This window comes from Lacisediminihabitans sp. (assembly GCF_036404185.1).
In the GTDB taxonomy this organism is placed as follows: Bacteria; Actinomycetota; Actinomycetes; order Actinomycetales; family Microbacteriaceae; genus Lacisediminihabitans.
The window spans coordinates 1-14537 of record NZ_DASWPB010000110.1 but is presented as its reverse complement, the minus strand read 5'-3'; the positions used below and the strand labels follow the sequence as shown (position 1 = coordinate 14537).

Below are 14537 nucleotides of genomic sequence, written 5' to 3'. Positions count from 1 at the left end.
TTGGCGACAAACGATCAGGCTCCATGGGGCCGCGTTGACGAGACGGGAACCGTCTTCGTTCGCGAAGGCGATTCGGAGCGGGCGGTCGGGCAGTACCCGGACGGCACCCCGGAGGAGGCGCTGGCCTACTTCGAACGCAAATACACGGAACTGGCGGGCCAGGTGACGCTGCTCGAACAGCGCATCAAGCGCGGCACGGCCGTCGCCGACGTCGCGAAGACCATCTCAGCGCTCAAGGCCACGATCGGCTCGGCCAACGCGGTCGGCGATCTGGCCGCGCTCGGCCGGCGTCTGGATGCCCTCGACGGCGCCGTCGGAGAGCTCACCGAGAAGCAGACCGCGGAGGCGAAGGCCGCCTCGGAGGCGGCCCTCGCGGAGAGGGAGGCCCTCGTCGTCGAGGCGGAGAACCTCGCGGCACAGGACCCGGCCAAGGCGCAGTGGAAGCAGGTCAGCGCCACCCTCGACGACCTCTTCGCCCGCTGGCAGAAGCACCAGCAGGACGGTCCTCGACTTCCCAAGAGCGAGAGCAACGAGCTGTGGAAGCGCTTCAGGGCGGCTCGGACGACCATCGAGACCCACCGCAAGGCCTTCTTCGCCGAGCTGGACTCCGTCCACAAGGATGCCCGCAACACGAAGCAGGACCTGGCCGCCAAGGCGGAGGCGCTCGTCCCCACGGGGCTCGACGGCATCCCCGCCTACCGCTCGCTGCTCGAGGAGTGGAAGGCCGCGGGGCGCGCCGGTAAGAAGTTCGACGACGCGCTGTGGGCGCGGTTCAAGGCGGCCGGAGACGCACTCTACGCCGCGAAGTCCGAGGTCGAGAAGATCGACAACGAGGAGTTCACCGCGAACCTCGAGCAGAAGCTCGCCCTCCTGACCGAGGCGGAGCCGCTCCTCACCGAGACCGACCGGGTGGTGGCGAAGGACAGGCTCCTGTCGATCCAGCGTCGCTGGGACGCCATCGGGAAGGTGCCGCGCGACAAGGTCAAGCCCATCGAGGACCGCCTGCGCCGCGTCGAGACCGCCGTCCGCAAGCTCGACGAGGAGCACTGGCAGAAGAGCAATCCAGAGCGCATCGCCAGGGCGGAGGGCCTGGCCGGCCAGCTTCAGGATGCCATCGCGAAGCTCGAACGCGAGCTCGAGACCGCGAAGACCACCGGAGACGCCAAGAAGGTCAAGGACGCCGAGGAGGCGCTGGCGGCCAGGAGGGCCTGGCTCAAGGCGATCGGCGGCTAACCTGGATTATTCAGGCCTCGCGCCTCACTCCGACAGAGACATCAAGGCAACGGTGGCCGCGGGACCGGGATCGGTGACCAGGCGAGCGTGCGCCTCGACGTCATAGCGGGCGCTGCCATAGCGGAGTTTCTCCCGCTGGATACCCTCAGTTCGGAACCCCGCGGCGATCGCCACCCGGCAGGAGGCAGGGTTGTTCACCCGGTGCCCCAGCTCGAGTCGATACAGTCCGTTATCGAAGGCCCAGTTGCACACCGAGACGAGCGCACCCGTCGCATACCCTTTTCCGCGCGCAACCGGCGAGAGCCAGTAATACATCCACGCCGTCTCGTGCCGAAACTCGATCGCGGAAGCGCCGACATTGCCGACGGCGATGCCGTCCTCGACGACGGCCCAGTTCTTCACCTGCTCGTCGGATCCCAGCGACTGCTCGATGAACGCTTCTGCGGCACGCAGGTTCGATAGATCGGCACCACCGAGCTGAATCGCCAGGTCGGGTGCGCTCCGAGTCGCCGCCATCAGCGCTGAAGCATCCCGACCGGCCCAGGGGCGAAGCACGACACTCACCCAATCAATTCTGCCTCAGCAGCCGGGCGCACCCGGCTGCCTACCTTGAGTACCACGCTTAACCCTCCCCCGGCGGTCCCGGGCCGGCGGTCTCCACAGATCGTCGCCGCGGCCGACGGCAGTCGATGGCACCGGGCAGGATGGCGGCATGCCGCACCGATTGCCGCCCGTCCTCTCCCGCCACGACCTCCCGGCGGCCGAGTTGCAGGCCGCTCGCCTCGACGGGGAGGTGTACGCGGTCGACGCCTGCTTCAGCCCGATCGACGAGCTGGAACGGCCGGCGACCAGGGCGATGGCCCTGTTCGCCTCACTGCCCGGCCGGTTGATCGCCGAACAGCGGAGCGCGGCCTGGGTTCTCGGAGCACTCGACCGGCCGCCGCCCGTCCACCAGCTCTGCACCGACATCGGCGCCAGGGTGAGCCAGGTCGGTCCGCGCCGCGCCGTCATCAGGGAGGTCGTCATCGACGAGGGAGACCTGATCGCCTACTCCGGCCTGCGGTCGACGAACCCGTTGCGCACCGCGGTCGATCTCGCCCGGTTCAGCCCGGCCTTCGGGGCGGAGGAGCGACGGCTGGTGGCCGGGCTCGGGGAACTCGGCCGGTTCGACCTGGCCTCCTGCCTGAGCATGCTGGAACGCCGGAGGAACCTGCCGGGCAAACGGCTGGCGGCCAGCCGCCTGCGATCCGCCATCGGGGGCGACGGGGTCGGAGGGGAGGCCTAGCCGCCGCTCACCCGGTAGACGTCGTAGACGGTGTCGATGCGCCGCACGGCATTGAGGACCGCATCCAGGTGGGTGGTGTCCCCCATCTCGAAGACGAACCGGCTGAGCGCGAGCCGGTCGCTCGACGTGGAGACGGTGGCCGACAGGATGTTCACGTGGCTCTCCGAGAGCACCCGCGTGACGTCCGACAGCAGCCCGGCCCGGTCGAGGGCCTCGACCTGGATCTGCACGAGGAAGACGCTCGAGGAGGTCGGCGCCCACTCGACGTCGATCATCCGCTCCGGCTCCTTGAGCAGCGAGGCGACGTTGTGGCAGTCGGCCTGGTGGACCGAGACGCCGGCGCCGCGGGTGACGAAGCCGACGATCTTGTCGCCGGGAACCGGCGTGCAGCACTTCGCGAGCTTGACCAGGATGTCCGGAGCCCCGCGCACGAGCACGCCAGAGTCACTGTTGCGCAGCTGCTTGCCGCGCACCCGCGACGGGAACGGCATGTCCGCGTCGTCGTTCTCCGCCTCGCTGCGCAACGAGGAGAGCACCTTCTCGATCACGGACTGGGTGGAGACGTGGCCCTCACCGACGGCGGCGTAGAGGGCCGAGATGTCCTCGAACCGCATCTGCGAGGCGACCTCGCTGAACGAGTCCTGATTGATGAGCTTCTGCAGCGGAAGGTTCTGCTTGCGCATCGCGCGGGCGATCGCATCCTTGCCCTGCTCGATGGCCTCGTCCCGGCGCTCCTTGGTGAACCACTGGCGGATCTTGTTGCGCGCCCTCGGGCTCTTGACGAAGTTCAACCAGCCCTGGCTCGGGCCGGCATCCGGGTTCTTCGAGGTGAAGATCTCGACCACGTCGCCGCTGTTCAAGGTGCTCTCCAGGGGCACCAGGCGCCCATTCACCTTCGACCCCATGGTGCGGTGGCCGACCTCGGTGTGCACCGCGTAGGCGAAATCGACCGGTGTCGCGCCCGCCGGCAGGCCGATCACCTTGCCCTGGGGCGTGAAGACGTAGACCTCCTTGGCCCCGATCTCGAACCGCAGGCTGTCGAGGAACTCGTTCGGGTCCGCCGTCTCCGCCTGCCAGTCGGTGATGTGGGCGAGCCAGGCCATGTCGCCGTCGTCGGCGATGTCTCCCGTGCCCTTGCCGCCGTTGACCCGCTCCTTGTACTTCCAGTGCGCCGCGACGCCGAACTCCGCGCGCTGATGCATCTCGTCCGTGCGGATCTGGATCTCCACGGCCCGGCCCTTCGGACCGATCACCGTCGTGTGTAGCGACTGGTACAGATTGAACTTCGGGGTGGCGATGTAGTCCTTGAACCGCCCGGGGATCGGATTCCACCTGGCGTGGATGAACCCGAGAACGGCGTAGCAGTCGCGCACGGAGCCCACGAGCACCCGGATGCCCACGAGATCGTAGATCTCGTCGAACTCGCGACCGCGCACGATCATCTTCTGATAGATCGAGTAGTACTGCTTGGGCCGGCCGACGACCTTGCCCTTGATCTTCGACGCCTTCAGATCGTTGTTGACCGCGTCGATGACCTGCTGGACGAATTCCTCGCGCTGCGGGGTGCGCTGCTTGACGAGGTTCTCGATCTCGACGTACAGCTTCGGGTAGAGCACCGCGAAGGACAGATCCTCCAGTTCCCACTTGATGGTCTGGATGCCGAGACGATGGGCGAGCGGGGCGTAGATCTCGAGCGTCTCCTGGGCCTTGCGCCGCGAGGACTCCTCCGGCACGAAACCCCAGGTGCGGGCGTTGTGCAGACGGTCGGCGAGCTTGATGACCAGCACGCGAATGTCCTTCGACATGGCGACGACCATCTTGCGCACCGTCTCGGCCTGGGCGCTGTCCCCGTACTTGAGCTTGTCGAGCTTGGTCACGCCGTCGACGAGCATGGCGATCTCGTCCCCGAAGTCGTCGCGGAGGTGATCGAGGGTGTAGTCCGTGTCTTCGACGGTGTCGTGCAGCAGCGCGGCCGCGAGGGTCTTCGGCCCGATTCCCAGGTCGGCGAGGATCTGCGCGACGGCGACGGGATGCGTGATGTACGGCTCACCGCTCTGCCGGAACTGGCCGCGGTGCGCGGCCTCCGCGGTCGCATAGGCGCGCTCGATGATCGAGACGTCCGCCTTCGGATGATGCAGTTTCGCCGTCTTGATCAGCCGATCCACGGCTCCCGCCGGCTGAGCCTTCGAGAACAGACGGGGCAGAAGCGCACGCAGGGAGGCGCCGGTCGGCGCTCCCGCACTGGACGGTATGGTCTCGGTCATCGCTCCTCCTCCCTAGGCAAAACTATCACCGCGCCGGAGAGGAGGATCCGGGGTTCGCTGAGGGCGCGAGCCCGCCCAGCCGGACGATCAGTCGACACGGGGCTCCGCCGGGCCGTCGGCGGCCAGCTCGCCCCCCGCGTCCGCCCAGGCGACCATTCCCCCGCTGACGTTGACCGCGTCGTAGCCGGCGTCCCGCAGCCACTCGGCGACCCGGAGCGAACGCGCCCCCGAGTGGCAGATCACGAGCAGCCGTCGGCCGGTGGGCACCTCGCCCAGACGCTCGGTGATGGTCGACATCGGGAGCAGATGCGCCTGAGGCGCGTGACCGATCTCCCACTCGACCGGCTCGCGGACGTCCATCAGCCAGGCGCCGTCGTGCGTCAGCTCGAGGGCTTCCGCCCCGGTCACCGCCGAGGATGCATCCATGTCGAAATTCCCGCCCGCTGGTCGTCGATATTCTAGGCCGTCGACGCCCTAGCTGGTGAGGCTCGCCTCGCGGGCCGCCAGGGCACGTTTGTCCCGCTTCTTCACCGCGTCCTCGCCGGCGCGCAGGTGCGCGTACACCGGGGCCGCGATGAAGATCGTGGAGTAGGTGCCGACGATGATGCCGATGAAGAGCGCGAGGGAGATGTCGCGCAGGGTGCCTGCACCCAGGATGAAGGCGCCGATGAAGAGGATCGCCCCGACGGGGAGGATCGCCACCACGGAGGTGTTGATGGACCTGACCAGCGTCTGGTTCACGGCGAGGTTCACCGACTCCCCGAAGGTGCGGCGGGATTTTTCGCCGTCCTCGCCCGTCGTCTCACGGATCTTGTCGAACACGACGACCGTGTCGTACAGGGAGTAGCCGAGGATCGTCAGGAAGCCGATCACGGCGGCAGGGGTCACCTCGATGCGGAACACGCCGTAGACGCCCGCGGTGATCACGAGGTCGTGGATCAGCGAGACGAGCGCGGCCGCGGACATCTTCCAGGTGCGGAAGTAGAGCGCCATGCCGATGGTGGCGAGGATGACGAAGATCACCAGGCCCGTGATGGCCTGCCTGGTGATGTCCTGGCCCCAGGTCGCGCCGATGAACGAGGTCGTCACCTCCTTGGTGTCCACGTGATACGCCTTCGCGATGGCGTTCGTGACGGCCACGCTCTGGGCATCCGTGAGCTGGTCCGTCTGGATGCGCACGGAGTCGTTGCCGACAACGGTCACCCGCGGGTCGGCACCGGGGACGACGGCGGTCACGGTGTCCCCCGCGAAGGTCTGGTCGAGGTTCTTGGTGTCGGAGATCTGAAACTGCGATCCCCCGCGGAACTCGATGCCGAAGACGAACCCGCCCCGGAAGATCGGAACCAGGATCACGATGAGGACGAGCACCGCGGAGACCGTGTACCAGATCCTGCGGCGCCCAATGATGTTGTACGAGCGCTTGCCCGTGTAGAGATCGTTGCCGAACTGGGAAAAGCTGGCCATCAGGAGTCCTTCCCCTTGCTGCGGCTGGTGGATTCTCCGGCGGCCTCGGCGGCCTTGCGCTCGGCGATGGTCTGGCGCTTCTGCGCCTCGCGGCTCACGGCGGCCCTCTTGTTCGCCGAGACGCCGACGGGCTCTCGGAAGGTCGCGCGGCCCCGATAGATCGCGCCGAGCGCCTTCGGGTCGAGTCCGCTGAACCGGTGTCCCTCGCTGAAGAAGGGATTGCGCGCGATGAGCTGCAGCATCGGATGCGTGAACAGCGAGACGACAACGAGGTCGACGATCGTCGTGAGCCCGAGCGTGAGCGCGAAGCCCTTGACGTTGCCGACGGCCACCACGAAGAGGGTCGCCGCGGCGAGGAAGTTGACCGAGTCGGACGCGATGATCGTCCGGATGGCCCGCTTCCAGCCCGCACCGACGGCGGACTCAAGACCTCGTCCGTCGCGCAGCTCGTCGCGTATCCGCTCGAAGTAGACGATGAAGGAGTCCGCGGTGATGCCGATGGCCACGATGAGGCCCGCAACACCCGCCAGAGACAGCCGGAACCCTTCGTGCCAGGAGAGGACGAGGACGATGAGATAGGTGAGCGCCGCCGCGACGACCAGCGAGGCGATGGTGACCGAGGCCAGGGAGCGGTACTGGAGCACGGAGTAGAGCACCACGAGGATCAGGCCGATGAGCCCGGCGAGCAGTCCGCTCTGCAGCTGGGTGCTGCCGAGCGAGGCGGTGATGGTGTCGTTGCTCTGGACCTTGAACCCGATCGGCAGTGCACCGAACTTCAGCTGATCCGCGAGCGTCTTCGAGCTGGCCTGGGTGAAGGATCCGGTGATCTGCGGCTTGCCATCGGTGATCACCGCGTTCGTCGTCGGCGCGGAGATGATCCGGCCGTCGAGCACGATGGCGAACTGGTTCTGCACGCCGGTGAGGGCGTTCAGCCTCCTCGTCACGTCGGCGAACTCCTTGGTGCCCTTCGAATTGAAGACGATGTTGACCGCCCACTGACCGGTGCTGATGCCCTGGCTGTTGGAGACGAGCCCGTTCGTGGCGTCGCTGATCGTCTCGCCAGCGACCTCCACCGGTCCGAGGATGTACTTGTACGTCGACGAGTCGTCGCAGGTGATGAGCGGCTTCTTCGGGTCGGCGACGTTGGCACCGACGCTGTCCACCTGGTCGCAGTTGAAGGCCGCGAACTCTGCGGCGAGCCGCGGGGTCACGTAGGCCTCGTCGCTCGCGTTGGTCGGCTTGGTGCTCGGCGTCGCCGGCAGCGTGCTGAAGTCGGACGGGCTCGGGGTCGGGGTGGCCGACTTCCCGCCGACGGAGCTGACCGGCGCGGCATCCGACTGCAGGACCGGACGGAACTCGAGCTTCGCGGAAGACTCGATCCTGTCGATGGTGGCCTGGTCGGGGATGCCGGGGATGGAGACGACGACGTTCTGGCTGCCCTGGGTGTTGATCTCCGCCTCGGACACGCCGCTGGCGTCGATGCGCTGGCGGATGATCGCGACGGCCTGATCGAGCTGCTGGGCGGTGGGAGCCGCGTGTCCCGCCGCGACCTGGGGGCTCAGGATGATCTCGGTGCCGCCCTCGAGGTCGAGCGCGAGCTTCGGCGCCCAAGACCCCTTGTCGAAGATGGCCGCGTAGCCGTTGAGCGCGGCCAACGCTGCGACGATGACCAGGAGCCAGGTCAGCGACCTCAGTGCCCTCTTGACCGGGGTCGTTCTTGCCAAAGCGAACTCAGCTTTCTCTGCGCGCGCCGCGGATCAGACCACGGACATGCTGAAGGCCTCACGTGCGGGTCGCACGTGGGCACACTTCAGGGTAGTGGTTACTCGCCGGACTTTTTGCTGGACCTGCTGGCCGGCTTGGTCTCGGACGGGTCGATCCGCTCGCCGAACTCCGGCTCTCCGGCGACGATGGCGTTGTCCTGGTTGAGCTGCGCCGTCTGCGTCGGCTCCTCCTCGACCACGGGGGTCTCCTCCTCGACGACCTTGAGGATCGTCTGGCGGTGGATCTTCAGGACGGTGCCAGGGGTGCTCTCGATGAGGGCGACGTTGGTGTCCTCATCGATGGAGATGACCGTGCCGTAGAGGCCGTAGTTGGTCATGATCTCAACACCGGGCCCGATCGCGGCCTGGCGGGCGGCGGTCTCCTTGGCACGCTTGCGCGAGGTGCGGAACTGGAAGAACACAAACAGAACCAGCGCTACCGCGATGAGGATGAGGGTGATGTCTGGCATGGGTGAAAGGACCTTCCGGGGAACGCTGGGTGGGGAACGCTGGGAGTCTAGCCCCGCGTGCTGTGAGACCAGCTTGAATTATAGGTCATCGCCGAACAGGCTCCCGTCGGCCTTGGCGAGCCCAAAATGCTTCCAGGCCGTGCGGGTGGCCACCCGGCCTCGCGGCGTACGGGTCAGCAGCCCGATCCGGACGAGGAAGGGTTCGACGACCGATTCGATGGTCTCCGCCTCCTCCCCGACGGAGACGGCGAGCGTGCCGAGACCGACCGGGCCCCCGTCGAAACGGGTGAGGATGATCTCCATGACAGCGCGATCGAGCCGGTCGAGGCCCAGGGCATCCACGTCGTAGAGCTCGAGGGCGGCATGCACGGCCTCGATGCCGTCGGAGTCGTGGACGAGGGAGTAGTCGCGGACCCGGCGCAGCAGGCGGTTGGCGATCCTCGGGGTGCCCCTGCACCGGCCGGCGATCTCGGCAAGGGCTTCCCGGTCGACCGCGAGATCGAGCAGAGCGGCCGCGCGGGTGAGCACCTGTTCGAGCTCCGCCTCCGCGTAGAACTCCAGGTGGGCGGTGAACCCGAATCGGTCGCGCAACGGGTTCGGCAGCAGCCCGGAGCGTGTCGTCGCCCCGACGAGGGTGAACGGCGCCAGATCGAGAGGGATGGAGGTCGCACCGGCGCCCTTGCCGACCATGATGTCGATGCGGAAGTCCTCCATCGCGAGGTACAGCATCTCCTCCGCCGAGCGCGCCATGCGGTGGATCTCGTCGATGAAGAGGATCTCCCCCGGGACGAGAGAGGAGAGCACGGCGGCGAGATCACCGGCGTGCTGGATGGCCGGCCCGCTCGACATCCGCAGCGGCCGGCCGCTCTCCTGGGCCACGATCATCGCCAGCGTCGTCTTGCCGAGACCGGGAGGACCGGCGAGCAGGATGTGATCCGGCGTGCGGTTCTGGATCCTCGCGGCATCGAGAAGCAGTTGCAGTTGGGCCCGCACCTTGGCCTGGCCGATGAACTCGGCCAGGGTCTTCGGCCGGAGCGCACCCTCGAAGGCGAGCTCGGCATCCGATTCCGGGGTCGGCCGCACGATCAGGGCGGACGGGTCGTCGATGCCGCTCATCGGGCACCGGAGCCGATCGGGCTGGCCTGCTGAGGGCCGAGCCGGGACAGCGCGAGGCGGAGCAGGGCAGGAACGGCCGTGGACTCCTCGGCGGAGGCGGAGGCGAGAGCCTCCTCGACCGCCTGCGAGGCGACGCGGTCGGACCAGCCGAGGCCGATCAGGGCGACGAGCACACTCTCGCTCACGGAGGTCTCCGCCGGCCTGCCGCCCACCGCGGTCGGCGCCACGTGCACCTTACCCGTGAGGGACAGGACGATGAGCTTCGCGGTCTTCGGGCCGATGCCGGAGACCTTGCGGAACGCGGCGTCGTCCTCTGTGGCGATCGCCGCGGCGATCTGGCCGGGACTCATGGCCGCGAGCACGCCCATCGCCGACTTCGGGCCGACCCCGGTGACGCCGCGCAGGAGGTCGAACACGGCCAGCTCGTCGGCGTCGACGAAGCCGAACAGGGAGAGATCGTCCTCCCGGACGATGAGGGCGGTCCGCACCGTCGCCTCTGAGCCGACCCGCAGCGACATCGCATGCGCCGGGGTGACCGTCACCGACAACCCGACTCCCCCGACCTCGATCACCGCGGTCGTGCCCGCGACACCGAGCACAATACCGCGCACCGAAGAGATCATGGGGTTAGCCTACGGTCGGCCGCCGACGTGCCGGCGGAACGCTCCGCGGCGAGCCACGCCGCCTGGGCGGGCGTCAGGGTTCCCGTCGCGGCGGCGACGGGTGCCCCGCGCCTCCAGGCATGACAGATCGCGATGGCGAGGGCGTCCGCGGCATCGGCCGGCTTCGGCACCTCGGCGAGTCCCAGCACCCTGGCCACCATGGTCCCCACCTGCTTCTTGTCGGCGGCACCGTAACCCGTGATCGCCGCCTTGACCTCAGAGGGGGTGTGCAGCCCGACGGGCAGGCCGCGCTTCGCCGCCAGGTGCAGGGCGACGCCGCTGATCTGGGCCACCCCCATGACCGTCCGGACGTTGTGCTGGGCGAATACCCGCTCGATCGCGACCGCGTCCGGCCGGTGGAGGTCGAGCAGCCGTTCGATCTCGTCCCCCACCAGCAGCAGACGCTGCTCGAGCGCCATGCCGCTGGGGGTGCGGACGACGGTCACCTCCACGAGGGTCGCCGCGCGGCTCGCCGTGACGTCGACGATGCCGACACCGCAGCGCGTGAGTCCGGGATCGATGCCGAGCACCCGGAACGAGGCCACGGCGACGGGCTATTCCTCGTCGTCGAGCGCGGCCTGCACGTCGGCCGGCACCTCGAAATTGCCGTAGACGTTCTGCACGTCGTCGTTGTCGTCGAGGGCGTCGATGAGGCGGAAGACCTTGCGGGCCGTCTCGAGGTCGACCTCGATGGTCAGCCCCGGAACGAACTCGATGTCCGCGGAGTCGTAGTCGATCCCGGCGTCCTGAAGGGCCGTGCGGGCCTTGACCAGGTCCTGCGGCTCCGTGACGATCTCGAACCCGGCGCCGCGGTCGTTGACCTCCTCGGCCCCCGCATCCAGGACGGCGGCGAGGATGTCGTCCTCGGTGACCCCGTCGGTCTTCGTCACGGAGACCACGCCCTTGCGGCTGAAGTTGTATGCGACGCTTCCCGGGTCGCCCATGGTGCCGCCGTTGCGGGTCATCACGGTGCGCACGTCGGCGGCGGCGCGGTTCTTGTTGTCGGTGAGGCACTCGATCAACAGGGCGACGCCGCCCGCCGCGTAGCCCTCGTAGATGATGGTCTGGTAGTCGACCGCCTCACCGAGCTGCCCAGACCCGCGCTTGACCGCGGAATCGATGTTCGAGTTCGGCACCGAGGTCTTCTTCGCCTTCTGGATGGCGTCGACGAGGGTCGGGTTGCCCGACAGATCGGCGCCGCCCAGCTTCGCCGCGACTTCGATGTTCTTGATGAGCTTGGCGAACGACTTGGCACGCCGCGAGTCTTTGACTGCTTTTTGGTGCTTGGTGGTTGCCCATTTGGAGTGGCCTGACATGCTGAACATTCTAACCAGGGCCCGGGCGCCTTCCCGTCGCCGCTCGCCGTGCCCCGACGAATCGCCGGTCAGGCCCGGCCGCGCACCTTGTCGAGGAAGTATTCGTGAAAGCGCGTGTCACCCGTCATCTCCGGGTGGAACGAGGTGCCGATCATCGCGCCCTGCTCGACGGCGACCACTCGGCCGTCGTCCAGGCTGGCCAGGGCGGTCACGTCGGCACCCAGCCGCTCGACGATGGGCGCGCGGATGAACACGGCGTGCATGGGAGGGTCGCCCAACGCGGGGACGTCGAGGTCGGTCTCGAAGGAGTCCAGCTGGGAGCCGAAGGCGTTGCGCCGTACCGCGATGTCCAGGCCGCCGAGGCTTTGCTGGCCCTCGATCGCGTCCAGCACGCAATCGGCGATCATGATGAGACCCGCGCAGGTGCCGTAGACGGGCATCCCGGAGCCGATCGCCGCGATCAGCGGCTCCGCGAGCCCGAACGCTCGTGACAGCTTGTCCATGACCGTGGACTCTCCGCCGGGGATCACGAGCCCCTCGACCTCCGCGAGCTCCTCGGCGCGTCGGATCGGCCTGGCGTCCGCGCCCAGCCCCGCAAGCACCGCGAGGTGCTCGCGGAAGTCGCCCTGGAGGGCGAGAACGCCGACCGGCGGCAGGCTACCAGCCACGCTCGGCGAGGCGGTGCGGCGCGGGCAGATCGGAGACGTTGATGCCGACCATCGCCTCGCCCAGTCCCCTCGAGGCCTCCGCCACGATCGCCGGGTCGTCGAAGAAGGTGGTGGCCTTGACGATCGCCGCGGCGCGCTTGGCCGGATCCCCCGACTTGAAGATGCCGGAGCCGACGAACACGCCGTCAGCGCCGAGCTGCATCATGAGCGCGGCGTCCGCCGGGGTCGCGACGCCGCCCGCGGTGAACAGCACCACGGGCAGCGTGCCCGTCCTGGCCACCTCGAGAACGAGCTCGTACGGCGCCTGCAGCTCCTTCGCCGCGACGTAGAGCTCGTCGTGCGTCTTCGCGGAGAGGGCCGCGATCTCCGACTTGATGGTGCGGATGTGCTTGGTCGCCTCCGAGACGTCTCCCGTCCCCGCCTCGCCCTTGGAGCGGATCATGGCGGCACCCTCGTTGATGCGCCGGAGCGCCTCACCGAGGTTGGTCGCCCCGCAGACGAACGGCACGGTGAACGGCCACTTGTCGATGTGGTTGACGTAGTCGGCGGGGCTGAGCACCTCGGACTCGTCGATGTAGTCCACCTTGAGCGCCTGCAGCACCTGGGCCTCGACGAAGTGCCCGATGCGGGCCTTGGCCATGACGGGGATGGAGACGGCCTCGATGATGCCGTCGATGAGGTCGGGGTCGCTCATCCGGGCGACGCCGCCCTGGGAGCGGATGTCCGCTGGCACTCGCTCGAGTGCCATGACGGCGACGGCGCCGGCGTCCTCGGCGATCTTGGCCTGCTCGGCGGTCACGACGTCCATGATGACGCCGCCCTTGAGCATCTCTGCCAGGCCACGCTTGACGCGGCTGGACCCCAGCACGTTCGTCTCGTCGCCAACGGTGGTTCCGGTCTCTGTCACAATCGCCTCTCTGCCGTCCCTGCGCGCGTTCGCGGGACGGGTCTCATTCTATTCCGGACGGACGGGCGGCCGGTCGCGGCGACGCGGCGGCCAGGCGGCGGCCACCTCCGCGCGCACCTCCCCGAGCAGTCGCGGGACGGCCTTCGTCCCGGCGATGATCGGGAAGAAGTTCGAGTCGGTGGCCCACCGCGGGACGATGTGCTGGTGCAGGTGCGCCGCGATGCCGGCGCCGGCGATCCTTCCCTGGTTCATCCCGATGTTGAACCCGTCGCAGCGCGAGGTCGCGCTCAGCACCCGCATCGCCTCCTGGGTGAGGCTCGCCATCTCGCCGACCTCCTCAGGGGTCGCCTCGTCATACGTCGCAACGTGGCGATACGGGCACACGAGCAGGTGCCCGGAGTTGTAGGGGAACAGATTGAGCAGCACGTAGCAGTGCTCGCCGCGCGCCACGATGAGCGCCTTCTCGTCGCTCATCGACGGAGCGGCACAGAACGGGCACTCGGCGACATGCGGCTCCGGACCCGCCTCGATGTAGACCAGCCGATGAGGGGTCCACAGCCGCTGAAAGGCATCCGGGACCGCCGCGAACTCGGCGGAGGACTCGACGGGAAGACCCGAGAACTCGCCGGCACCGGGAAAATCAACCACCGTCAGACCTGCGCCTTGGTGGCGATCGCCGTGGTGATCCTCTCGATGGCCTCCGCGACCGGGATGCCGTTCTCCTGGGTGCCGTCCCTGAACCGGAAGCTCACCGCACCGGCGGCACGATCCTCCTCGCCGGCGATGAGCTGATACGGCACCTTGGCCTTGGTGTGGGTGCGGATCTTCTTCGGCATGCGATCGCTGGAGTGGTCCACCTCCGCTCGGACGCCCCTGGACCTCAGCTGGTCGATGACGCCGTCGAGATAGTCGCCGTACTCGTCCGCGACCGGGATGCCCACGACCTGCACCGGGGACAGCCAGACCGGGAACGCACCGGCGTAGTGCTCGAGCAGGATGGCGAAGAAGCGCTCGATCGAGCCGAGGAGGGCCCGGTGGATCATCACGGGCCGCTGCCTGGTGCCGTCCGCAGCCGTGTACTCGAGCTCGAAGCGCTCCGGCTGGTTGAAGTCGAGCTGCACGGTGGACAGCTGCCAGGTGCGGCCGATCGCATCCCGCGCCTGCACGGAGATCTTCGGCCCGTAGAAGGCGGCGCCGCCCGGATCGTCGACGAGCTCGAGGCCGGACTCGATGCCCACCTGACGGAGCGTCTCCGTCGCATCCGCCCACGCCTCGTCCGAGCCGACCGACTTGGCGGGATCGCGGGTGGAGAGCTCCAGATAGAAGTCCGCAAGCCCGTAGCCGCGCAGGGTCTCGAAGACGAACTCCAGCTGACTGGCGATCTCGGCC

General features: G+C 68.2%; 16 protein-coding genes. 2 read left to right on the top strand and 14 right to left on the bottom strand.

The features are described from left to right. A complete protein-coding gene (locus VGC18_RS08115) occupies positions 1 to 1233 on the top strand; it encodes a DUF349 domain-containing protein (protein ID WP_331096102.1) in 1233 nt (410 codons plus the stop codon). 24 nt (positions 1234 to 1257) lie between these two features. On the opposite strand, the gene VGC18_RS08110 is transcribed toward VGC18_RS08115, so the two are convergent. Continuing rightward, positions 1258 to 1797 carry a GNAT family protein gene (locus VGC18_RS08110; RefSeq protein WP_331096100.1) on the bottom strand — a complete coding sequence of 180 codons (540 nt, stop codon included), beginning with the start codon at positions 1795 to 1797 and terminating at the stop codon, positions 1258 to 1260. A gap of 148 nt (positions 1798 to 1945) precedes the next feature. Between VGC18_RS08110 and VGC18_RS08105 the strand changes: the two genes are divergently transcribed. Then, positions 1946 to 2518, top strand: coding sequence for a type IV toxin-antitoxin system AbiEi family antitoxin (locus tag VGC18_RS08105; RefSeq protein ID WP_331096098.1), 573 nt, complete (start codon positions 1946 to 1948; stop codon positions 2516 to 2518). Here the strand turns inward: VGC18_RS08105 and VGC18_RS08100 are convergent. From VGC18_RS08100 to VGC18_RS08040, 13 genes are all read right to left on the bottom strand, one after another. Next, positions 2515 to 4782 carry a bifunctional (p)ppGpp synthetase/guanosine-3',5'-bis(diphosphate) 3'-pyrophosphohydrolase gene (locus VGC18_RS08100; RefSeq protein WP_331096096.1) on the bottom strand — a complete coding sequence of 756 codons (2268 nt, stop codon included), beginning with the start codon at positions 4780 to 4782 and terminating at the stop codon, positions 2515 to 2517. The two genes, VGC18_RS08105 and VGC18_RS08100, sit on opposite strands and share 4 nt — an antisense overlap. A gap of 87 nt (positions 4783 to 4869) precedes the next feature. Further along, positions 4870 to 5208 carry a rhodanese-like domain-containing protein gene (locus VGC18_RS08095; RefSeq protein ID WP_331096094.1) on the bottom strand — a complete coding sequence of 113 codons (339 nt, stop codon included), beginning with the start codon at positions 5206 to 5208 and terminating at the stop codon, positions 4870 to 4872. Positions 5209 to 5256: 48 nt separating this feature from the next. Continuing rightward, on the bottom strand, positions 5257 to 6246 hold the full coding sequence (gene secF / locus VGC18_RS08090) for a protein translocase subunit SecF (RefSeq protein WP_331096092.1): 990 nt from the start codon (positions 6244 to 6246) through the stop codon (positions 5257 to 5259). Next, positions 6246 to 7970 (bottom strand): protein translocase subunit SecD, encoded by a 1725-nt coding sequence (secD, locus tag VGC18_RS08085; protein ID WP_331096090.1) that lies wholly within the window; start codon positions 7968 to 7970, stop codon positions 6246 to 6248. Before secD ends, secF begins: the two co-directional genes overlap by 1 nt. A 98-nt stretch (positions 7971 to 8068) precedes the next feature. Next, entirely contained in the window at positions 8069 to 8479 is a 411-nt protein-coding gene (yajC, locus tag VGC18_RS08080) for a preprotein translocase subunit YajC (RefSeq protein WP_331096088.1), read from the bottom strand. A 78-nt stretch (positions 8480 to 8557) separates the two neighbouring features. Further along, positions 8558 to 9595, bottom strand: coding sequence for a Holliday junction branch migration DNA helicase RuvB (gene ruvB, locus VGC18_RS08075; protein ID WP_331096086.1), 1038 nt, complete (start codon positions 9593 to 9595; stop codon positions 8558 to 8560). Then, a complete protein-coding gene (gene ruvA / locus VGC18_RS08070; protein ID WP_331096084.1) occupies positions 9592 to 10218 on the bottom strand; it encodes a Holliday junction branch migration protein RuvA in 627 nt (208 codons plus the stop codon). Before ruvA ends, ruvB begins: the two co-directional genes overlap by 4 nt. Next, positions 10215 to 10802 carry a crossover junction endodeoxyribonuclease RuvC gene (ruvC, locus tag VGC18_RS08065; RefSeq protein ID WP_331096082.1) on the bottom strand — a complete coding sequence of 196 codons (588 nt, stop codon included), beginning with the start codon at positions 10800 to 10802 and terminating at the stop codon, positions 10215 to 10217. The genes ruvA and ruvC overlap by 4 nt, the downstream gene beginning before the upstream one ends. Positions 10803 to 10811: 9 nt before the next feature. Next, entirely contained in the window at positions 10812 to 11573 is a 762-nt protein-coding gene (locus VGC18_RS08060) for a YebC/PmpR family DNA-binding transcriptional regulator (protein ID WP_331096080.1), read from the bottom strand. 68 nt (positions 11574 to 11641) lie between these two features. Then, the gene (gene pdxT / locus VGC18_RS08055; RefSeq protein WP_331096078.1) at positions 11642 to 12241 is read right to left on the bottom strand and encodes a pyridoxal 5'-phosphate synthase glutaminase subunit PdxT; all 600 of its coding nucleotides are present in this window, start codon (positions 12239 to 12241) and stop codon (positions 11642 to 11644) included. Continuing rightward, a complete protein-coding gene (pdxS, locus tag VGC18_RS08050) occupies positions 12231 to 13148 on the bottom strand; it encodes a pyridoxal 5'-phosphate synthase lyase subunit PdxS (RefSeq protein WP_331096076.1) in 918 nt (305 codons plus the stop codon). Before pdxS ends, pdxT begins: the two co-directional genes overlap by 11 nt. Positions 13149 to 13196: 48 nt before the next feature. Beyond that, positions 13197 to 13796 carry an HIT family protein gene (locus VGC18_RS08045; protein WP_414672868.1) on the bottom strand — a complete coding sequence of 200 codons (600 nt, stop codon included), beginning with the start codon at positions 13794 to 13796 and terminating at the stop codon, positions 13197 to 13199. A gap of 2 nt (positions 13797 to 13798) precedes the next feature. After that, positions 13799 to 14537 (bottom strand): threonine--tRNA ligase (locus VGC18_RS08040; protein WP_331096074.1); only part of this gene is annotated, 739 nt, incomplete at its 5' end.

Coding starts and splice junctions, on each gene's coding strand:
- VGC18_RS08105 (WP_331096098.1), top strand. CDS start 1,946: ATGCCGCACCGATTGCCGCCCGTCCTCTCCCGCCACGACCTCCCGGCG.
- VGC18_RS08100 (WP_331096096.1), bottom strand. CDS start 4,782: ATGACCGAGACCATACCGTCCAGTGCGGGAGCGCCGACCGGCGCCTCC.
- VGC18_RS08095 (WP_331096094.1), bottom strand. CDS start 5,208: ATGGATGCATCCTCGGCGGTGACCGGGGCGGAAGCCCTCGAGCTGACG.
- secF (WP_331096092.1), bottom strand. CDS start 6,246: ATGGCCAGCTTTTCCCAGTTCGGCAACGATCTCTACACGGGCAAGCGC.
- yajC (WP_331096088.1), bottom strand. CDS start 8,479: ATGCCAGACATCACCCTCATCCTCATCGCGGTAGCGCTGGTTCTGTTT.
- ruvB (WP_331096086.1), bottom strand. CDS start 9,595: ATGAGCGGCATCGACGACCCGTCCGCCCTGATCGTGCGGCCGACCCCG.
- ruvA (WP_331096084.1), bottom strand. CDS start 10,218: ATGATCTCTTCGGTGCGCGGTATTGTGCTCGGTGTCGCGGGCACGACC.
- VGC18_RS08060 (WP_331096080.1), bottom strand. CDS start 11,573: ATGTCAGGCCACTCCAAATGGGCAACCACCAAGCACCAAAAAGCAGTC.